General features: G+C 69.7%; 13 protein-coding genes. 11 read left to right on the top strand and 2 right to left on the bottom strand.

Going from position 1 to position 20,008, the window contains the following annotated elements; translation table 11 throughout:
- The first annotated feature begins 2 nt into the window (after nucleotides 1-2).
- Together def and AB0L53_RS32845 are read left to right on the top strand one after the other, a co-directional pair.
- The gene (gene def, locus AB0L53_RS32850) at nucleotides 3-488 is read left to right on the top strand and encodes a peptide deformylase (RefSeq protein ID WP_364002168.1); all 486 of its coding nucleotides are present in this window, start codon (nucleotides 3-5) and stop codon (nucleotides 486-488) included.
- Between the two features lie 9 nt (nucleotides 489-497).
- On the top strand, nucleotides 498-1,241 hold the full coding sequence (locus tag AB0L53_RS32845; protein WP_364002165.1) for an SDR family oxidoreductase: 744 nt from the start codon (nucleotides 498-500) through the stop codon (nucleotides 1,239-1,241).
- 31 nt (nucleotides 1,242-1,272) lie between these two features.
- Here the strand turns inward: AB0L53_RS32845 and AB0L53_RS32840 are convergent, their stop codons facing one another.
- Both AB0L53_RS32840 and AB0L53_RS32835 read right to left on the bottom strand, forming a co-directional pair.
- A complete protein-coding gene (locus AB0L53_RS32840) occupies nucleotides 1,273-2,676 on the bottom strand; it encodes an aldehyde dehydrogenase family protein (protein ID WP_364002162.1) in 1,404 nt (467 codons plus the stop codon).
- 167 nt (nucleotides 2,677-2,843) lie between these two features.
- Entirely contained in the window at nucleotides 2,844-3,347 is a 504-nt protein-coding gene (locus AB0L53_RS32835) for a disulfide bond formation protein DsbA (RefSeq protein WP_364002159.1), read from the bottom strand.
- Between the two features lie 220 nt (nucleotides 3,348-3,567).
- On the opposite strand from AB0L53_RS32835, the gene pepN reads away from it, so the two are divergent.
- From pepN to AB0L53_RS32790, 9 genes are all read left to right on the top strand, one after another.
- Nucleotides 3,568-6,126, top strand: coding sequence for an aminopeptidase N (gene pepN / locus AB0L53_RS32830; protein WP_364002156.1), 2,559 nt, complete (start codon nucleotides 3,568-3,570; stop codon nucleotides 6,124-6,126).
- Between the two features lie 131 nt (nucleotides 6,127-6,257).
- Nucleotides 6,258-7,442, top strand: a complete 1,185-nt coding sequence (locus AB0L53_RS32825) for an ROK family transcriptional regulator (RefSeq protein WP_364002153.1) — start codon at nucleotides 6,258-6,260, stop codon at nucleotides 7,440-7,442.
- Nucleotides 7,443-7,465: 23 nt separating this feature from the next.
- The gene (locus AB0L53_RS32820) at nucleotides 7,466-8,395 is read left to right on the top strand and encodes a sugar ABC transporter permease (protein ID WP_364002150.1); all 930 of its coding nucleotides are present in this window, start codon (nucleotides 7,466-7,468) and stop codon (nucleotides 8,393-8,395) included.
- On the top strand, nucleotides 8,388-9,194 hold the full coding sequence (locus AB0L53_RS32815) for a carbohydrate ABC transporter permease (protein ID WP_358183134.1): 807 nt from the start codon (nucleotides 8,388-8,390) through the stop codon (nucleotides 9,192-9,194). Before AB0L53_RS32820 ends, AB0L53_RS32815 begins: the two co-directional genes overlap by 8 nt.
- A 27-nt stretch (nucleotides 9,195-9,221) precedes the next feature.
- Nucleotides 9,222-10,484: a sugar ABC transporter substrate-binding protein gene (locus AB0L53_RS32810; protein WP_364002147.1), complete on the top strand. Its 1,263-nt coding sequence runs from the start codon at nucleotides 9,222-9,224 to the stop codon at nucleotides 10,482-10,484.
- A 9-nt stretch (nucleotides 10,485-10,493) separates the two neighbouring features.
- On the top strand, nucleotides 10,494-11,621 hold the full coding sequence (locus AB0L53_RS32805) for a glycoside hydrolase family 15 protein (RefSeq protein ID WP_364002144.1): 1,128 nt from the start codon (nucleotides 10,494-10,496) through the stop codon (nucleotides 11,619-11,621).
- On the top strand, nucleotides 11,618-13,870 hold the full coding sequence (locus AB0L53_RS32800) for a TIM-barrel domain-containing protein (RefSeq protein ID WP_364002141.1): 2,253 nt from the start codon (nucleotides 11,618-11,620) through the stop codon (nucleotides 13,868-13,870). The genes AB0L53_RS32805 and AB0L53_RS32800 overlap by 4 nt, the downstream gene beginning before the upstream one ends.
- 13 nt (nucleotides 13,871-13,883) lie before the next feature.
- A complete protein-coding gene (locus AB0L53_RS32795) occupies nucleotides 13,884-17,156 on the top strand; it encodes a TIM-barrel domain-containing protein (RefSeq protein ID WP_364002138.1) in 3,273 nt (1,090 codons plus the stop codon).
- Entirely contained in the window at nucleotides 17,153-19,981 is a 2,829-nt protein-coding gene (locus tag AB0L53_RS32790) for a TIM-barrel domain-containing protein (protein ID WP_364002135.1), read from the top strand. Before AB0L53_RS32795 ends, AB0L53_RS32790 begins: the two co-directional genes overlap by 4 nt.
- The last annotated feature ends 27 nt before the right edge of the window (nucleotides 19,982-20,008 follow it).

Genomic DNA, 20,008 nt, shown 5'->3' with positions numbered 1-20,008 from the left:
TCATGCGCGAGATCCGCGTCCTCGGCGATCCTGTGCTGCGTACACCCGCCGAGCCCGTCAAAGGCTTCGACCGCGAGCTGCGCCGCCTCATCGACGAGATGTTCGAGGCGATGTACGCGGTGGACGGCGTCGGCCTGGCCGGTCCGCAGATCGGCGTGCCGCGGCGGCTGTTCGTCTACGACATCAACCGCCGCAAAGGCCACATGATCAACCCCGTGCTGACCGTGGACGATCCGGAAGAGGTGCTGGACGAGGAGGGCTGCCTGTCGGTGCCCGACCGGCAGACGGGCACGCCGATCTACGCCCCGGTGGCGCGGGCGGCGGGGGTGACCGTCGAGGGGTTCGACCGGCTCGGCCGCCCGCAGCGCGTCAAGGCACGCGGCTCACTGGCCCGCTGCTTCCAGCACGAGACCGAGCACCTCGACGGGAAGCTGTACGTCGACCGGCTGCCGAAACCGGAGGCGCGCAAGATCATGCTCAGAACGTAGGTTGGCGCTATGAGTGAATCTTCGGGAAAGGTCTTTTCGGGGAAAGGCGCGTTGGTCACAGGTGGCTCCCGGGGCATCGGCCGGGCCATCGTCGAGCGGCTGACCGCCGACGGCGCCGAGGTGGTCTTCACCTATCGCGGCAACGCGGAGTTGGCCAAGGAGGTGGCCGCGGCGACCGGAGCGCATGCCGTGCGAGCCGATCAGGCGAGCAGGGCGGATCTCGACCGGCTGTTCGCCACGGCCGAGGAGCTGCTGCCGGGGCTCGACATCCTGGTCGCCAACGCGGCGGAGACCGGGCAGGGGCTCATCGCCGACGTCACGGACGAGTCCTACGAGCGGGTGTTCACGGTCAACGCGCGTTCGGTGTTCCTGGCCATCCAATGGGCCGGGCGAGTGATGCGCGACGGCGGGCGGATCATCAACATCTCCACGCTCAACACGCGCGTGCCCGGCCCAGGGATCTCCCTCTACGCGGGGAGCAAGGCGGCCGTCGAGCAGTTCACCAAGGTCGCGGCGCGTGAGCTGGGCGGGCGCGGCATCACGGCCAACATCGTCTCGCCCGGCGCGACCGACACCGACATGCTGCACGGCAGCAATCCGCCGGAGGCGCTCGAGCAGATCCCCGCGATGACCGCGCTGCGACGGCTGGGGCAGCCGGACGACATCGCGGCCGTGGTGGCGTTCCTGGCCGGGCCCGACGGGCGGTGGATCACCGGCCAGAACCTGCTGGCGGCCGGCGGGCTGCTCCTCTGAGCCGCGACGACTTCTGAGATACGGAGAGACTTCAGAGCTGTAGGGACTTGATCTCGAGGAACTCCTCCAGCCCGTGCTCGCCCAGTTCGCGGCCGATGCCCGACTGCTTGTAGCCACCGAACGGGGCGAGCGGGTTGAAGGCGCCGCCGTTGATCGCGACCTGCCCGGTGCGCAGCCTGCGCGCCACCGCGACCGCCCGCTCCTGGGTGCCCGCCCACACCGCGCCGGCCAGACCGTAGGGGGTGTCGTCGGCGATGCGGACGGCCTGGTCCTCGCTGGTGTAGGGGATGATCGACAGGACCGGGCCGAAGATCTCCTCCTGCTCGATCGTCATGCCGGGCTCGACCGCGGCGAAGACGGTCGGCTCGACGTAGTAGCCGCGCGGGTGCGGGCGTTCGGTGCCCCCGGCCACCAGCCTGGCGCCCTCTTCCTGGCCCCGATTGATGTAGTGGATCACGCGGTCGCGCTGGGCCTCGGAGACGAGCGGGCCAATGCGGGTGGCCTCGTCGAACGGGTCGCCGACGGTGTAGCGGCGCGCCGCGTCGACGGCGAGGTGGACCGCGTCGTCGTACTGGTCGCGGTGGACGATCATGCGGCTCCACGCCGAGCAGGTCTGGCCGGCGTTGATGAAGCAGTTGGCGACGCCGACCTTGACGGCGGCGCCCAGGTCGGCGTCGGGCAGGATCAGGTTGGCGGACTTGCCGCCGAGCTCCAGCGCCACCCGCTTGACCGATTCGACCGCCAGCGAGGCCACCCGGCGCCCGGCGGCCGTCGAGCCGGTGAAGGAGATCATGTCGACCTGCGGGTGCGCGGCCATGGCCTCGCCCACCACCGGTCCACGCCCGCTGACCAGGTTGAACACGCCGGCGGGCAGGCCCACCTCGTGGAAGATCTCGGTCAGCGCGTACGCCGCCAGCGGCGCCACCTCGGACGGCTTGAGCACGACCGTACAACCGGCGGCCAGAGCCGGGGCGACCTTGCACACGATCTGGTGCAGCGGGTAGTTCCACGGGGTGATGGCGGCGACCACGCCGACCGGCTCCTTGAGCACCAGGGAGTTGCCGACACGCGACTCGCGCGGATGGCTCTCGGCCAGCCGGGCGTAGCCGGCCAGCACGCCCGCGGGCATCAGCGTCTGCACCTTGAGCGCGAACCCCAGGGGTGAGCCCATGTCGGTCGCGATGGTCTTGGCGATGTCGCCGGCGCGCTCGGTCAGCAGCTCGGCGGCGGCGGCCAGCAGCTTGCCGCGCTCGGCTGCGGACGTGGCGGACCAGGAGGGGAAGGCGTTCCGCGCCGCGCGTACGACCGCCTCGACGTCGTCGGGGGCACCGGCCGGCACCCGATCGATGATCTGTTCCGTGGCTGGGTTGACGACCTCGATGGGCTCGCCGGAGACCGAAGCGGTCCAGGCACCACCGATGTACAGCTGACGCATAGCCCCCATCCTTGCGCGCCGGCCGTCGCTGAGCGAGGGCGTGGCGCCTCGTGCGGCTGCATCTTTCAGAAGAGTGCTGCTCTTTCAGAAGAGTACGGCCGGACACACCGGATAGGCGCGGATTGCGCCGCTACAAGTCACTGCGAGGTGAAAATCAGCGGTGAGGGTCAGTCGAAGCTCGGCCGCCGGGTGCGCGAGCGCTTGAGCTCGAAGAAGTCGTCGAACTCGGTGACCAGCAGCACGCCGTCCCAGAGCCGGCCCGCGTCCTCGCCTCGGGGGATGGTGGTGACCACCGGGCCGAAGAAGGCGTTGGAGCCGACGCGGATGACGGGGGTGCCGACCTCCTGGCCGACCAGGGTGATGCCCTCGTTGTGCGACTTGCGGATGGCGTCGTCGTACTCGGTCGAGTCCATGGCCTCGGCGGCCAGGCCCTTGTCGAGACCCACGGCCTCGAGCGACTCCTCGGCGATCGCGCGCAGGGTATCGATGTCCCGGCCCCGGCCCTCGTTGTGCAGGCGGGTGCCGAACTCGGTGTAGAGGCGGCCGATGTACTCCTCGCCGAAGCGGTCGGCGGCGGTGGCGATGACCCTGATGAGCTTCGCGCCCCGGGCGGACGACGCACGGTATTCGTCGGAGACGTCCTTGTCCTCGTTGAGGACCTGCAGGCTCATGATGCGCCAGCGAGGCTCGATCGGCCGAACCTTCTCGACTTCGAGCAGCCATCGTGACGTCACCCAGGCAAATGGGCAGAAAGGATCGAACCAAAGGTCTACGGGGGTCGTGTCAGTCACGAGGGCCATAACCTGGGGTGTCGATGTCCTATTCCCCGCGTGGCAGGATACCGACAAACCTCCATAAAGTGGCGAAAAGAAGTGCGAAAAGGAGTGGAACTTGGCAGGCAACCTGACCCGGGACGAGGCTCGCGAGCGCGCCCGGCTGTTGAAGGTCGAGTCGTATGAGGTCGCACTCGATCTGACCGAGGGAGACGAGCGCTTCGAGAGTGTCACGACCGTCCGGTTCAGCAGCACCCGGCCGGGCTCGGCCACGTTCATCGACCTCCACGGCGCGCACGTGCGCAAGGTCACGCTCAACGGAGCCGACCTGGATGTCTCCACCTATGACGCGGAGAAGGGTCGCTTCCCGCTCCCCTCGCTGGCCGAGTCCAACGAGTTGCGCGTCGACGCCGACTGCGTCTACATGCGCAGCGGCGAAGGGCTGCACCGCTTCGTCGACCCGGTGGACCAGAAGGTCTACCTGCACAGCCAGTTCGAGACGGCCGACGCGCACCGCATGTACGCCTGTTTCGACCAGCCCGACCTCAAGGCCACCTTCCAGCTGACCGCACTGGCCCCGGCCGACTGGGAGGTCGTCTCCAACGCGGCGGCCACGTCGGTCGAGCACCTGCCCGAGCAGACCGGCAAGCACGGCACGGTGCAGGCGGCGAGGCGCTGGCAGTTCCCCGCCACGCCGGTCATGTCGACCTACATCACCGCGCTGGTGGCCGGGCCGTACTACAAGGTGACCTCCGAGCACGACGGCATCCCGCTGGGCATCTACTGCCGCGCCTCGCTCGCCGAGCACCTCGACGCCGACAACATCCTGGAGGTCACCCGGCAGGGCTTCGACTTCTTCCACAAGGTGTTCGGCGTCCGCTACCCGTTCGGCAAGTACGACCAGCTGTTCGTGCCGGAGTTCAACGCGGGCGCGATGGAGAACGCCGGCTGCGTGACCTTCCTGGAGGACTACGTCTTCCGGTCCAGGGTCACCGACGCCGTCGTCGAGCGGCGCGCCGAGACGATCCTGCACGAGATGGCGCACATGTGGTTCGGCGACCTCGTGACCATGCGCTGGTGGGACGACCTGTGGCTGAACGAGTCGTTCGCCACCTACATGTCGGTGCTCGCCCAGGCCGAGGCGACCCGCTGGGGCAAGGGCGCCTGGACGACGTTCGCGAACGTGGAGAAGTCCTGGGCCTACCGCCAGGACCAGCTGCCGTCCACGCACCCGATCGCCGCGGACATCCCCGACATGCAGGCGGTCGAGGTCAACTTCGACGGCATCACGTATGCCAAGGGCGCCTCGGTGCTCAAGCAGCTGGTCGCGTACGTCGGGCTGGACAACTTCCTGGCCGGGGTGCGCGACTACTTCGGCGAGCACGCCTGGGGCAACACCGAGCTGAAGGACCTGCTCGGGGCGCTGGAGCGGACCTCGGGGCGCGACCTGTCGTCGTGGTCCAAGGAGTGGCTGGAGACCGCCTGGGTCAACACGCTGCGCCCGTCGTTCACGGTCGCCGACGGCCGCTTCGAGACCTTCGAGGTGCTGCAGGAGGCGCCGGCCGACTACCCGACGCTGCGCTCGCACCGGGTCGCGGTCGGCCTCTACTCGCTGGCCGACGGCGTGCTGACGCGTACCAAGCGCGTCGAGCTGGACGTGGTGGGCGCCCGTACGACGGTCTCTGAGCTGATCGGCGTGGAGCAGCCCGACCTGGTCCTGGTCAACGACGACGACCTGACCTACGCCAAGATCCGGCTGGACGAGCGGTCGCTGCGTACCCTGGTCGACGGCGGCATCGCCGGCTTCACCGAGTCGCTGCCCCGGGCGCTGTGCTGGTCGGCCGCGTGGGACATGACCCGCGACGGCGAGATGTCCACCCACGACTACGTCAAGCTGGTCGTCTCGGGCGTCGGCACGGTGAAGGACATCACGGTCCTGCAGGCCGTACTCCGGCAGGCGCGGATGGCCATTCAGCAGTACGCCGACCCGGCGTGGCGGGCCGAGGGCCTGTCGCTGCTGGCCACTGAGCTGCGCACGCTGCTCGCCACGGCGGAGCCGGGCTCGGACCACCAGCTCGCCTTCCTGCAGGCGTTCGCGCCCACGGCGACCGCCGAGGCCGACCTGGCGATCATCGCCGGCATCCTGGACGGCTCGGCCGTGCCCGAGGGGCTGACCGTCGACACCGACCTGCGCTGGACGCTCGTCCACGCGCTGGTGGTGGGCGGCCGGCTGGACGGCGCCGACATCGACGCCGAGCTGGCGCGTGACGCCACCGCCACCGGCGAGCGCTCCGCGGCGTTGTGCCGGGCGGCCATCCCGACGGCCGAGGGCAAGGCCGCCGCGTGGGCCTCGATCGTGGGCGGCAAGCTGGCCAACCACATCGCCCGTACGACGGTCAACGGCTTCCAGGATCCGCACCACCCGGAGCTGCTGGCACCCTACCGGGAGAAGTACTTCGCAGAGATCGGCCGGATCTACCGGGAGTGGACGTTCGACCAGGCGCAGACGTTCACGGTCGGCTGCTTCCCCGCGCTGCTCATCGAGCCGGAGACGGTGCAGGCGGCGGAGTCCTACCTGGCGAAGGAGCAGCCGCCGCAGGCGCTGCGCCGGATGATCCTGGAGGGCGCCGACGGCGTCAGCCGGGCGCTGCGCAACCGCGCGAAGGACGCCTCCTAGCGCACAGCTCGTGAGAAGGGGTCTCCGGTGACGGGGGCCCCTTTTCGCGTTCCCGGACTCTTGACAGCGACGTGCTGCGGCTTCATATTTTCACCACTAACTTTATTTCTAAAGAAAGTCGTTCTCATCACATGGCAGGCACTGATCGCGGTGATCTCACCAGGACGGCGATCCTCGCGCTCCTCGGCACCGTCGGGCCGCTGAGCCGCACCGAGCTGGCGCGCGAGCTGGACCTGAGCCCGGCGACCGTCACGCAGCTCACGCGCGAGCTCATGGGTTACGGCATGCTCGAGGAGCTCGACCTCAAGCCGTCGCGCGGCGGGCGGCCGGCCCAGCGGCTCGGGCTGGTGGGCAGCGCGGGGCGCGCGCTCGGCGTGAAGGTGACGGCCGACCATCTGGTGCTGGTCGACGTGCGGCTCGACGGCGAGGTGCTGGGGGCCTGGGAGTGCGCGTTCGACCCGTCCTCCCCTGAGGCGCTGGACCGGCTGGCCGACGCCGTCGAGGCGGTGGTCTCGGGCAGCGGGCGCGGGCTGACGGCGCGTACGTCCGCCTCGGCCGACCACGGGCAGGCGCCGCCGCTGCTCGGGATCGGTGTCGGGGTGCCCGGCAGCGTGGAGGACCAGGCGGTCGGCACGGTCAACGCGCCGACCCTGGGGTGGCAGGCCATGCCGGTGGGCGAGCGGCTGCGACGGCGGCTCAAGCTGCCCGTGCTGGTGGAGAACGATGTGAACGCGCTGGCGGCGGCCGAGCGGCTCTACGGCAGGGGGCGCACCCATCGGGACTTCCTGGTGCTGACCATCGGGCGCGGCGTCGGCGCGGCGATCGTGGCCGACGGGCGGGTCTACCGGGGCGCCAGGGGCGGGGCCGGGGAGTTCGGGCACGTGCCCGTCGATCCGGCGGGGCCGGTGTGCGGGTGCGGGGCGCGCGGGTGCCTGGAGGCGTACGTCGGCGCGGCGGGGCTGCTGGCGGCCCGGGCCGCATCAGGAAAGCCGGACGAGCAGGTGTTCGCCGAGGCGGGGGCCGTGCTCGGGCGGGCCGCGGCGGGGCTGATCAACGTGGTCGATCCCGAGGTCGTGGTGGTGCTCGGCGAGGGGACGGCCGACTGGCCGCTCTGGCAGGTGGGCTTCGACCCGGCCGTCAGGGCGCAGCTGTATCCGGGGCGCAGGGACATCTCGATCGAGGTGGAGAGCTGGGACGACACCAGCTGGGCCCAGGGCGCGGCGGCCCTCGTACTGGCCACCCCCTTCGACGCCGCCGGGGCCGCCGGGGAGCAGGGCCGCCTGGTACGGGCCCGCCTGATCGGGACGACGCCATGAGCCAGTTACAGAGGAGCGAGCGCATGACCCTCACCGCCGTCCGGCCGCAGGCCGGGGGCACGCAGGAGCGGCGGGCGCCGCGGCGGCGATGGCGCTACGCCGGGACCGTGGCCGTGTTCCTGCTGCCCAGCCTGATCCCGCTGACGCTCTACACGCTGATCCCGATGGTCGCCTCGTTCTGGACGAGCCTCCACGAATGGGACCTCATCACAGAGATGCGCTGGGTCGGTCTCGGCAACTACATCGAGCTGCTCGGCGACGCCGGGACGCAGGCCGCGTTCCTGCACACGCTGTACTTCATCGCCGGTTACCTGCCGCTCGTCTACCTGGGCGGGCTGGGGCTGGCGCTGCTGCTGAACAGGGCGATGCCGGGACGCGGGCTGCTGCGCGGCGTCTACTTCCTGCCCGTCATCACCAGCTGGGTCGTCGTGGCGCTGATGTGGAAGTGGCTGCTCAACCCGGCCAGCGGGGTCGTCAACTGGGCCCTGGGGCTGTTCGGCGTCAGCGGGCCCGGCTGGTGGACCGATCCCGACTGGGCGATGCCGTCGATCATCTTCGCCTCGGCCTGGAAGGACCTGGGCTTCGTGATGATCATCCTGCTGGCGGGGCTGCAGGCCATCCCGAAGGAGTTCCAGGAGGCCGCCATGGTCGACGGGGCGAGCGCCTTTCGCCGGTTCAGGCACATCACGCTGCCGCTGCTGTCGCCGTCGTCGTTCTTCGTGGTGGTGATCTCGCTGATCAACGGCTTCCAGGTCTTCGACCAGGTGAAGATCATGACGGGCGGCGGGCCCGGCGGCGCGACGCAGGTCGTCGTGTCGCAGATCTACGACCTCACCTTCCGGTACGGCCGGGCGGGCGCGGCCTCGGCGCTGTCGTGGCTGCTGTTCGCCCTGGTGCTGCTCGTGACGATCGTGCAGATCCGGGGGCAGAGGCGGTGGGTGACCTATGGGTAAGGCGATCCGCTATCTGCTGGTGGGCCTCGGCGCGGTGGTCATGCTGTTCCCGTTCGCCTGGGCGGTGATCACGTCGATCACGCCGAGCGACGCGGTGCTGGCCGTACCGCCGGACTTCACGCCCGACAACGCGAGCCTCGACGCGTACGGCAAGCTGCTCGACACGCTGCCCTTCTGGCGGATCGTGGCCAACAGCGCCTGGATCGGGGCGGCCTCCACCACGCTGCAGCTCCTCACCAGCGCGATGGCCGCCTACGCCTTCGCCAGGCTGCCGTTCCCGGGGCGGAGCGCGCTGTTCGCGGTCTACCTGGCGACGCTGATGATGCCCCTGCCCGTGCTGGTCGTGCCGCTGTTCATCGAGATGCGCACGTTCAACCTGGTCGACACGTACTTCGCGCTGCTGGCGCCGACGATCGCGTCGGCGTTCGGGGTGTTCCTGCTGCGGCAGGCCATCAACCAGGTGCCGAGGGAGTTCGACGAGGCGGCCGTGCTGGACGGCGCCGGACATTTCCGGATTTTTGTGTACGTGGTGCTGCCACTGATCAGGCCGGCCCTGGCGACGTTCGCCATCTTCGGCTTCATGGCCAGCTGGAACAGCTACCTCTGGCCCCTGATCATCATCAAGTCGCCCGAGTTCATGACGCTGCCGCTGGGCCTGGCCACGCTGCACGGTCAGTTCACCACTGAGTGGGACGTGGTCATGGCGGGCTCGGTGATCAGCGTGGTGCCGATCCTCATCCTCTACGTCTTCGCGCAGAAGCACGTCATCGCCAGTGTCGCGCAGAGCGGGCTCAAGTAGTTGTGCACAAGTAAAGGAAGTCCCCCCATGTCACAGAAGATCAAGGTCGCCGCCTCTCTGGCGGCAGCCGCGCTACTCGCCACCGCCTGCTCCCAGGGCTCGGCGACGAAGGCCCCGTCCGGCGAGGGCGGCAAGGTGACGCTGCGTTACTTCACGTTCTCGGCCGCCCCCGACCACGTGAAGGACCTGGACAAGATCGAGAAGGCCTTCGAGAAGGAGAACCCGAAGGTCGACGTGGTGGTGGAGACCGCCCCCTTCGACGAGTACTTCACCAAGCTCCAGACCAGCATCGCCGGCGGCACCGCGCCCGACACCTTCGAGCTCAACTACGAGAACTTCGTGACCTACGCCAGCGCGGGCTCCCTGCTCGACCTGGACACGGTGAAGGGCGACGGCGACCCGTCGGTGTACGCCAAGGAGTCGCTCGAGGCGTTCAAGCGCGACGGCAAGCAGTACGCGCTGCCCGCCTCGTTCTCCACGGTCGTGCTCTTCTACAACAAGGACCTGTTCGACAAGGCCGGAGTGGCCCCGCCGACGGCCGACTGGACGTGGGCCGACGAGCAGGCCGCCGCCGCGAAGCTGACCGACAAGAAGAAGGGCGTGTTCGGCGACTTCCAGCCGGTGCAGTTCTTCGAGTTCTACAAGACGCTCAAGCAGGCGGGCGGCGAGTTCCTGTCGGCCGACGGCAAGGAGTCGGCGTTCAACAGCCCGGCCGGGGTCAAGGCGGCGCAGTGGCTGGTCTCCAAGGTCGGCAAGACGATGCCGACCGAGGCGGAGATCGGCGGCACCGCCGACTACGACACGAACCTTTTCAAGTCCGGCAAGCTCGCCATGTGGCACAACGGCATCTGGCAGTTCGCCGGGCTGAAGGACGCCGCCTTCACCTGGGACGTGGTCGTCGAGCCCGGTGAGAGCGCCAAGGCCAGCGCCGTCTTCCACAACGCCGTCGCCGCCTCCTCCGGCACCAAGCACGGCAAGGAGGCCTGGGCCTGGGCCCGGTTCCTGTCGTCGTCGAACACCGCGGCGACCACCCGCGTCGAGTCGTCGTGGGAGCTGCCGCCGGTCGCCGACCAGGCGGTGCTGTCCGGCTATCTCAAGGACCCCAAGCCCGCCAATCGTCAGGCGGTGTTCGACTCGCTGAAGTCGATCGCGCTGCCGCCGGTCATCAAGCGCCAGCAGGAGATGCAGGACGCCGTGACCAAGCAGCTGACCGAGGCCGCCGCCGGGCGCAAGCCGGTGGAGGAGGCGCTCAAGACCGCCGCCGCCGACGTAGACGCCCTGTTGTCTTAGGAGAGTTCGTTGTCCCTTGTCTCGCACAGCCTCGACCTGATCCAGAGGCTCCAGTCCCCCACCGGCGCCTACCCGGCCTCGCCCACCTTCTCCGCCTACCGCGGCTACTCGTGGCTGCGTGATGGGGCGTTCATCGCCGAGGGGGTGAGCAGGCACGGCGACGCCGCCGGTGCGGACGCCTTTCACACCTGGTGCGCCAGGGTGATCGGCGACCGGGCGGGACAGGTCGACTCGCTCGTCTCACGCGCGGGACGCGGTGAACCGGTCTCGCCCGCCGAGATGCTGCCGACGCGGTTCACACTCGACGGTGTGGACGGGGACGTCGACTGGTGGGACTTCCAGCTCGACGGGTACGGCACGTGGCTGTGGGCCCTGCGCGAGCACTCCTTCCGGCATGGCCGGGCGGTCCCGGGGGTGGAGAAGGGGGTGCGGACGGCGGCCCGGTATCTCACCTCGTTCTGGGACATGCCGTGTTACGACTGGTGGGAGGAGCACGTCGAGCAGCGGCACGTGGCGACGCTGGGCGCGGTGCACGCCGGGCTGCGGGCGGCCGTCGCGCTGGGCGTGCTGAGCGGGGCCGAGTCAGAGGCGGCGGGGCGGGCGGTGGAGGGCATCGCGGCCCTGGTGGCGGCCGAGGGCGTCTCGGGCTCCGCCGCTCTGAAGTCCGGATATCTCACGAAATGGCTGGGCAGTCAGGCCGTGGACGCCAGTCTGCTCGCGTGCGTCGAGCCGTTCGGGCTCTACGCGGCCGATCACCCGGTCGGCGCGGCGACGGTGGCCGAGGTGGAGCGGCAGCTCGCCGTCGACGGCGGCGTGTACCGCTACCTGGCCGACACCTTCTACGGCGGCGGGCGCTGGGTGCTGCTGGCCGGGTTCCTCGGCTGGAACCACGCGCGGGCCGGGCGGCGTGCGGAAGCCCGGCGGTACCTGGACTGGATGGCGGCCCAGGCGACGGCCGAGGGTGACCTGCCCGAGCAGGTGTCCGACCGGCTGCTGGCGCCCGAGCGGTTCCAGGAGTGGCTGGACCGATGGGGCACCGTGGCCACGCCGCTGCTGTGGTCGCACGGGATGTACCTGATCCTCGCCGACGAGCTGGGCGATCAAAACAAGCGGGACGGGCTGGGGGTGCGGGCATGATCCGGCATCGGCCGTACGGGTCCGGGCACCCGTACGCCACGACCGAGGACCAGCGCGTGCCCGCCTGGCCGATGGACGGCGAGGCGGTGGAGCTACGGGTGCGAGCCTCGGCGAAGGTCGTCTCGGTGGTGTGCGAGTGGGCGACCGACGGGAAGGCACCCGTCGAACTGCCGCTGGCCAGGTCGGGTGCCGCACCGGACCCGGACGCGGCGGAAACAGCGGACCCGGCGGAGGCAGCGGAGGCGGAGACCGTTGACGGCGGGCATCTGGCCGCGGCGCAGGCCAGGGCGGCGCGGGCCGCCGCCGGATCGTGGGTGGCGCGCTCGCCCGTGTTGCGCGCCGGGCATCGGTACGCCTACCGGTTCCGGGCCGCGCTGGACGACGGTGGGAGCCGTACCAGCAGGTGGTTCGAGGTGACGGCGGCGGCGTGGGGCCGGACCGGCGGGAAGCTCGTCGTGCGCGGCGCCGACCGGGTGGTGCCGGGGAGCGTGCGGTGGCTGGTCGGCGGCGACGGGGCGCGGCGGGTGCGGTTCGAGCTGGCGCTGGCCGATGGTGAGCACGTGGTGGGCTTCGGCGAGCGGTTCGACGCGGTGGACCAGCGCGGGCGGCGGCTGGACGCGGTGGTGTTCGAGCAGTACAAGGCGCAGGGGGCGCACGGCAGGACGTACCTGCCGATGCCGTTCGCGCTCGTGGTCGGCGGGGCGGCGAGCTGGGGGTTCCACGTCGAGACGTCCAGGCGGACCTGGTACGACGTCGGCGCGTCCACCCCGGACCGGCTGGTCGTGGAGGCGGAGGTGGGGCCGGACGGCGAGCCCTCGGTCCGGCTCTATGACGGCGCGACCCCGGCCGAGGTGCTGCGGGACTTCCTGGAGGAGGTGGGGCGGCCGACGGAGCTGCCCTCGTGGGTGTTCCGGCTGTGGGCCAGCGGCAACGAATGGAACACACAGGAACGCGTGCTGGCCGAGATGGACCGGCACCGCGAGCACGACATCCCCGTCGGGGCACTGGTCATCGAGGCGTGGAGTGACGAGACGACGTTCACGGCGTTTCGAGGGGCCGTGTACGAGCCGTCGGAAGAGCCGCACCGGCTGGCGGACTACGCCTTCCCGCCGGACGGGCCGTGGCCGGACCCCAAGGGCATGGTGGACGAGCTGCACCAGCGGGACGTCAAGGTGCTGCTCTGGCAGATCCCGCTGCAGAAGATGCGTCCGCACCCCCGGCACCAGGCGGCCGTGGACGCCCGGCAGCTGGTCGAGCGCGGCTACGGGGTCAGGGAGGCCGACGGCCGGCCGTACCGGAACCGGGGCTGGTGGTTCCCGCTGGCGCTCATGCCCGACCTGTCCTCGCCCGAGGTCCGCGACTGGTGGACGGCCAAGCGCGCCTACCTGGTGGACGAGGTGGGCGTGGACGGGTTCAAGACCGACGGCGGCGAGCACGCGTGGGGCCACGACCTGCGCTACGCCGACGGGCGCAGGGGCGACGACGGCAACGGCCTGTTCCCCGTGCATTACGCGCGCGCCTTCGGCGAGCTGCTGGAGCGGCACGGCAAGGCGCCGGTGACGTTCAGCCGGGCCGGGTTCACCGGGTCGCAGCCGCACGGCGCGTTCTGGGCCGGGGACGAGGACTCGACCTGGGCGGCGTTCCGGTCGTCCATCAGGGCCGGGATCACCGCCTCGGCCTGCGGGATCGTCTATTGGGGCTGGGACCTGGCCGGGTTCTCCGGTGACCTGCCCGATGCCGAGCTCTATCTGCGGGCGGCCGGGGCGGCGGCGTTCATGCCGATCATGCAGTACCACTCGGAGTTCAACCACCACCGCCTGCCCCTCAGGGACCGCACGCCGTGGAACGTGGCCGAGCAGACCGGCGACGACCGGGTGCTGCCCGTCTTCAGGCGGCTGGCCAAGGTGCGCGAGCGGCTCGTGCCGTACCTGGCGGGGCAGGCCCGCCAGGCGGTCGGCGGCGGGGCGCCGCTGATGCGCGGGCTGTTCTTCGACCACCCGGACGACCCGCGCGTCTGGAAGCATCCGCTGCAGTACAAGCTGGGCGACGCGCTGCTGGTGGCCCCGGTGACGGCGCCCGGGGTCGCGGAGCAACCGGTCTACCTGCCCGAAGGCGACTGGGTCGACGTCTGGACCGGCCGCGCCCATCGCGGCGGGCGCGAGGTCACGCTGCCCGCGCCGCTCGACCGTCCGCCGGTCCTCTGCGCGGCGGAGCACTGGCCTCATCTCTCACCCGTGTTCGCCACCTGATAGGAGCTCCCCCGTGATCCGGTTACGGTCGGGCGTCATCGTCGCGGTGATCGCCCTGCTGGCCTCCCTCGTGACCGTCCCCGCGTACGCGCTCGACGGCATCTTCCACAACCCGACCGGAATCGACGACCTCTACTCCAGCGAGCCGACCGAACGTGCTCCCCGTGACCCGATGGCCGGGGACGCGGTCCAGATCAACGCCACCACCTGGCCCATCGAGTCCGGCCAGACCGTCTGGGTGACCTGGACCAAGAACGGGACCGCCCAGACGCCGATCGGCGCCGCCTGGGACCACAACAACGGCAACAACAGCTACTGGAAGATCAACCTGGGCACCTTCGCCCGGGGCGACAAGATCTCCTACACGGTCAACGCGGACGTGAACGGCGGCGGGCAGAAGAGCACGGGCCCGTTCGCGTTCACGGTCACCTCGTGGAGCACGGTGACGAACGTGACCGGCTACACCAACAACAGCACGTCGGTAGATGTCACGACCGGTGACAGCGCGGGGAGCTTCACGCCGAAGATCCGCTTCGCCTTCCCGGCACTCGACCGCTTCCGCACGCAGATCGCCCCCAGCGGCCAGGGTCTGAATATTTCCGGAGTCTCCGGCTATACGGTGACGGATTCCGCGAGCACCCTCACCATCTCCACCACGAGCCTGGTGCTGAAGATCCAGAAGTCGCCCTACCGCCTGTCGGTCTACAAGGGCGACGGGACGACGCTGATCACCCGGCAGTACGACCCCGCCACGTTCAGGAACATCGGCTGGGCCAGCGACGGCGCCACCACGGTCACCAAGATCGAGGACCACTTCATGTCGCCGTCGGGCGAGCGGTTCGAGGGCTTCGGCGAGCGCTATGACCGCCTCGACCAGCGCGGCACCGACGTGCACAACTACGTCTACAACCAGTATCGCGACCAGGGCAGCACCCGGCGGACCTACCTGAGCGTGCCGTTCTTCCTGAACTCGGCCGGTTACGGGGTCTACCTCCCCAGCACCCGCTACGCGATCTTCAACCTCAACACCCACCTCAGTGACCTGGCGGGGTTCACCGTCGACACGAGCGGCGCGCTCGACTCGACGCTGGACTACCACTTCTTCGCCGGCACCCCCGCGGAGATCGTGGACGACTACACCGCGGTCAGCGGCCGGCCGCAGTTGCCACCCAAGTGGGCGTTCGGTGTGTGGATGTCGGCCAACGAGTGGAACACCCAGGCCGAGGTCGAGAGCGAGCTGGACAAGGTCGGTACGTACAAGATTCCCCACACCGCGATGGTGCTGGAGCAGTGGAGCGACGAGGCCACGTTCTACCTGTGGCACGGCGCCACGTACACGCCGAGCGCCGGCAGCGGGAAGCTCGCCTACGGCGACCTGACCTTCCCGGCGGGCGGCGAGTGGCAGAACCCGAAGGCCATGGTCGACAGCGCCCACGGCAAGGGGATCAAGATGATTCTCTGGCAGATCCCGGTCTTCAAGGAGAACTTCGACACCAATCCCCCGACCGCGCCACAGCAGCATCTCAACGACAAGAGCTACGCCCAGGCGCAGGGCTTTGTCGCGAAAAATCCGTCCAACGCGCCGTATCGAATTCCGACTGGACAGTGGTTCGGCGACAGCATGGTCCCCGACTTCACCAGCACGGCGGCGACCAACTGGTGGATGAGCAAGCGCGACTACCTGATCAACGAGGTCGGCATCGACGGCTTCAAGACCGACGGCAGCGAGGCGATCTTCGGCAGGGGCGTCACGTTCGCCGACGGCCGCAAGGGCGACGAGATGCACAACGCCTACCCCAACAGCTACACCAAGGCGTACAGCGACTACGTCAAGGCCGAGAGCGCGGACAACGTCATCTTCAGCCGGGCGGCCACGTCCGGCGGCCAGAAGAACTCGATCTACTGGGCCGGTGACCAGAACTCCAGCTTCTCCGCCTTCCAGGAGGCGGTCAGGGCCCAGCTCAGCGCCGGGCAGTCCGGCGTGCCGTACACGGCCTGGGACTTGGCGGGCTTCACCGGCGACTTCCCCAGCGCCGAGCTCTATCTGCGGGCGGCGGCGCAGGCGACGTTCTCGCCGGTCATGCAGTATCACTCGGAGAAGTCGAACCCGGGCACGTCCGAGGCCCGCACGCCGTGGAACGTCCAGGCGCGCAGCGGCGACACGACGGTCGTGCCGACCTTCCGGAAGTTCGCCAACGTCCGGATGAACCTGATCCCCTACCTGTACACCGAGGCCAAGGCCAGTTCGACCACCGGGGCACCGATGATGCGGGCGATGAGCTTCGCCTTCCCCGGCGACGCGACGGCCGCGGCGCAGGACCAGCAGTATCTGTTCGGCTCCCAGCTGCTCGTCGCGCCGGTGACCACGCAGGGCGCGACGACGAGGAACGTCTACCTGCCCGCGGGCGAGTGGTACGACCTGTGGAACGGCGGCCGCTTCACCGGCCCCGGCACCAAGTCCTACGCCACGGCCCTCGACACGATCCCGGTCTACGCCCGGCCGGGCGCGATCATCCCGCTCAACCTCAACGCCGATTACGAGATCGGCGGCGAGATCGGCAACAGCGTCACGAGCTATCCGAACCTGGTCTTCCGGATCTACCCGTCGGGCAGCTCCTCGTACTCCTACTTCGAGGATTCGGCGAACGCCAACCGGACGATCAGCTCGGCCGAGAACTGGGCCGGACACTCGGTGACGCTCACCGTGCCCACGCTCGCCACGACCAGCACGCTCCAGGTCGCCAGTACCAAGCCGACATCGGTGACCGGCGCGACCGCGCGGGCCACGCTGGCGGCGCTCCAGGCGGCGGCCGAGGGCTGGTGGTGGGACCCGGTGCGGCAGCTCACCTACGTCAAGCTGGCCGCCAGTGCCTCCAGCAGGACCGTCACGCTCAACGGCGTGGACAAGGCCGCGTACGAGGCGGAGTTCGGGACGGGCACCGGCACGACGACCAACACCGACCACGCGGGCTACACCGGCACCGGGTTCGTCGACAACTTCGCGAGCTCGGGTGACGCGGTGAGCTTCCAGGTCAAGGCGGACGCGGCGGGCAGTCACCAGCTCAAGTTCCGCTACTCGACCACGGTGGCCGGCACCAGGACGGTCTACGTCGACGGCGTCGCGGCGGGCACGCTCACACTGCCCGCGCAGGCGAACTGGGACACCTGGGGCACCGCCACGCTCACCACGACCCTCACCGCGGGCGCGCACACCGTCAAGATCGCCTATGACGCGGCCAACACCGGCGGCATCAACCTCGACAACCTGGTGGTGGGCCGGCCATGAAACGTGCTCTCGTCCTTCTGACGGTTCTCCTAGGCACCTTCCTCGTCGCGGGCGAGGCGCGGGCGGCGGTCCAGCGGGTGCAGTTCACCAGCGGATCGGTCTATCTGATCGTCGAGTTCCTCGACGACGACCTCGTCCACTTCGAGCTGGCCTCCGGGACCAGCCCCGGCACCGGCTCCGCGCTCTTCACCACGCCGCAGGTGGCGAAGAAGGACTACACCGGTCCGTCCTCATTCAGCCAGAACGGCAACACGCTGACCACGGCCTCGATGAAGGTCGAGGTCACGGCCGGCACGCTGTGCGTGCGGGTCTCGGACCCGGTCAGGCAGCTGTACGAGGCGTGCCCGCGCAACCTGACCCAGGCGTGGAAGGGCCTGACGATCACCAAGGGCTCGATCCAGAACGCGTACGGGCTGGGCGAGCAGTTCTTCATGGGCGGCAGCTCCGACGGCGACTGGGTGGGACGCAGCCGGACCCCGGGAGGTCCGTACGGCAACGCCATGGCCTACGACACCGACAACGGACCGGTGGGCAACGCGCAGATCCCCGTGCTGTTCGGGGTCGGCGCGTCGAACCTGAACTACGGGTTGCTGCTCGACCAGGTCTACAAGCAGGAGTGGAACCTGACCGGCGACCCGTGGACGGTCGACACCTGGGGCGACCAGCTCAGGTGGTACACGATGACCGGACCGGACCTGCCCGACCTGCGCAAGGACTACATGGAGCTGACCGGCCGGCCGCCGGTGCCGCCGAAGAAGGCGTTCGGCATGTGGGTGTCGGAGTTCGGCTATGACAACTGGGCCGAGATCGACAGCCGGCTGAACGGGCTGCGGGCGGCGAAGTTCCCCGTGGATGGGTTCGTCCTGGATCTGCCCTGGTTCGGCGGGGTTACGGCCGGGTCCGACAACACCCGCATGGGCATGCTTTCCTGGGACACGGCCAACTTCCCCAACCCAGCGACCACTATTTCCGATTATCAGGCGAACAAGGGCATCGGCCTGATGACCATCGAGGAGTCGTACGTCGGCAAGAACCTCGCCGAGCACGCCGACCTCGCCACCCGCGGCTACCTCGTCAGATCCGGCTGCGCGACCTGCTCGCCCGTCTACCTCACCTCCAACGACTGGTGGGGCCGCGGCGGCATGATCGACTGGACGCAGGACGCCGCGGCCGACTACTGGCAGACGACCAAGCGCCAGCCGCTCATCGACCAGGGCATCATGGGCCACTGGCTGGACCTGGGCGAGCCCGAGATGTACGACGCGTCCGACTGGACGTCCGGCGTACTGCCCGGCAAGCACGCCCACGCCGACTACCACAACGTCTACAACCTCAAGTGGGCCGAGAGCATCGCCAGGGGCTACGCGTCGAGCACCAAGCGGCCGTTCGTGCTGGCCCGCTCCGGCGCCGCCGGGATGCAGCGCTACGGCGTGGCCATGTGGTCGGCCGACATCGGCTCCAAGCTGACCGCGCTGGCCCAGCAACAGAACGCGCAGCTGCACATGTCGATGTCCGGCATCGACTACTACGGCTCCGACATCGGCGGATTCCGCCGCGAGATGCTCGACTCCGACCTGAACGAGCTCTACACGCAGTGGTTCGCCGACGGCGCCTGGTTCGAGGTGCCGATCCGGCCGCACACCGAGAACCTGTGCAACTGCGCGCAGACCTCGCCGGACGCGATCGGGCACACGGCCAGCAACCTCGCCAACCTCCGGCAGCGGTATGAGCTGGCGCCGTACTACTACTCGCTGGCCCACCGGGCCTACCTGTACGGCGAGCCGGTGGTGCCGCCGCTGGTGTACCAGTACCAGAACGACGCGAACGTCCGCGAGATGGGGCACGAGAAGCTCATCGGCCGCGACCTGCTCGTCGGCGTCGTGGCGGGCGCGAACGAGCGCAAGCGGGACGTCTACCTGCCGGCGGGCTCCTGGTTCGACTACGCCACGGGCGAGAAGCTCACCAGCACCGGCCAGTGGTTCACCGATCGGCCGCTCTGGGTCGGCGGCGCGTTCCGGCTGCCGGCGTTCGCCAGGGCGGGGGCGATCATCCCGAAGATGTACGTGGACGACAAGACCATGAACGTCGTGGGCAAGCGGACCGACTCCACCACCAGGAACGAGCTGGTGGCCCGGGTCTACGCCGACCCGGCCGCCTCGAACTTCACCCTGTACGAGGACGACGGGGCGACGACCGGCTACCAGAGCGGCGCCGTACGCACGACGCTGTTGAGCCAGCAGCTCAGCGGCGGCGCGGCGACCGTCACAGTGGCCGCGGCCGGCGGCACCTACACCGGCGCGCCCGCGAGCAGGACGAACGTGGTCGAGCTGGTCTCGGACACCCAGGCGTCCGCCGTCACGCTCAACGGCACCGCGCTCACCCAGCACGCCACCAAGGCGGCCTTCGACGCCGCGACCAGCGGCTGGTACAACGCGGGCGGGAACCTGATCGTCGCCAAGTCGGCGAGCACGAGCGTCACGACCGCCAAGACGTTCGCGTTCACGCTCGGGCAGGCTCCGGCGTCGATGACGTTCAGATGCGACAACGGCACGACCACCACGGGGCAGTCCGTCTACGCCGTGGGCAGCGTCCCGCAGCTCGGCGGCTGGTCGGTGGCCAGCGCGGTCAAACTGTCGCCGACCGCCTACCCGACCTGGACCGGAACGATCGGCAAGCTGCCGCCGAACACCGCCATCGAGTGGAAGTGCGTCAAGCGCCAGGAGACGAACTTCCCCGACACCGCCGACCAGTGGCAACCCGGTGGCAACAGCACCTTCACCAGCCCCGCCTCGGGAACGGGAGGCACTACCACAGGGGCGTTCTGAGCGCCGGATCCGGCGCGTCCATCGAGG

It is taken from the genome of Nonomuraea sp. NPDC052129, from assembly GCF_040680095.1.
Classification (GTDB): Bacteria; Actinomycetota; Actinomycetes; order Streptosporangiales; family Streptosporangiaceae; genus Nonomuraea.
The sequence above is the reverse complement of the archived record's forward strand: the minus strand, read 5'-3'. Positions and strand labels throughout refer to the sequence as shown.

Bases quoted from the DNA above. Each gene is read 5' to 3' on its own strand.
- def (WP_364002168.1), top strand. From the start codon at position 3: ATGCGCGAGATCCGCGTCCTCGGCGATCCTGTGCTGCGTACACCCGCC.
- AB0L53_RS32845 (WP_364002165.1), top strand. From the start codon at position 498: ATGAGTGAATCTTCGGGAAAGGTCTTTTCGGGGAAAGGCGCGTTGGTC.
- AB0L53_RS32840 (WP_364002162.1), bottom strand. From the start codon at position 2,676: ATGCGTCAGCTGTACATCGGTGGTGCCTGGACCGCTTCGGTCTCCGGC.
- AB0L53_RS32835 (WP_364002159.1), bottom strand. From the start codon at position 3,347: ATGAGCCTGCAGGTCCTCAACGAGGACAAGGACGTCTCCGACGAATAC.
- AB0L53_RS32825 (WP_364002153.1), top strand. From the start codon at position 6,258: ATGGCAGGCACTGATCGCGGTGATCTCACCAGGACGGCGATCCTCGCG.
- AB0L53_RS32820 (WP_364002150.1), top strand. From the start codon at position 7,466: ATGACCCTCACCGCCGTCCGGCCGCAGGCCGGGGGCACGCAGGAGCGG.
- AB0L53_RS32815 (WP_358183134.1), top strand. From the start codon at position 8,388: ATGGGTAAGGCGATCCGCTATCTGCTGGTGGGCCTCGGCGCGGTGGTC.
- AB0L53_RS32810 (WP_364002147.1), top strand. From the start codon at position 9,222: ATGTCACAGAAGATCAAGGTCGCCGCCTCTCTGGCGGCAGCCGCGCTA.
- AB0L53_RS32800 (WP_364002141.1), top strand. From the start codon at position 11,618: ATGATCCGGCATCGGCCGTACGGGTCCGGGCACCCGTACGCCACGACC.
- AB0L53_RS32790 (WP_364002135.1), top strand. From the start codon at position 17,153: ATGAAACGTGCTCTCGTCCTTCTGACGGTTCTCCTAGGCACCTTCCTC.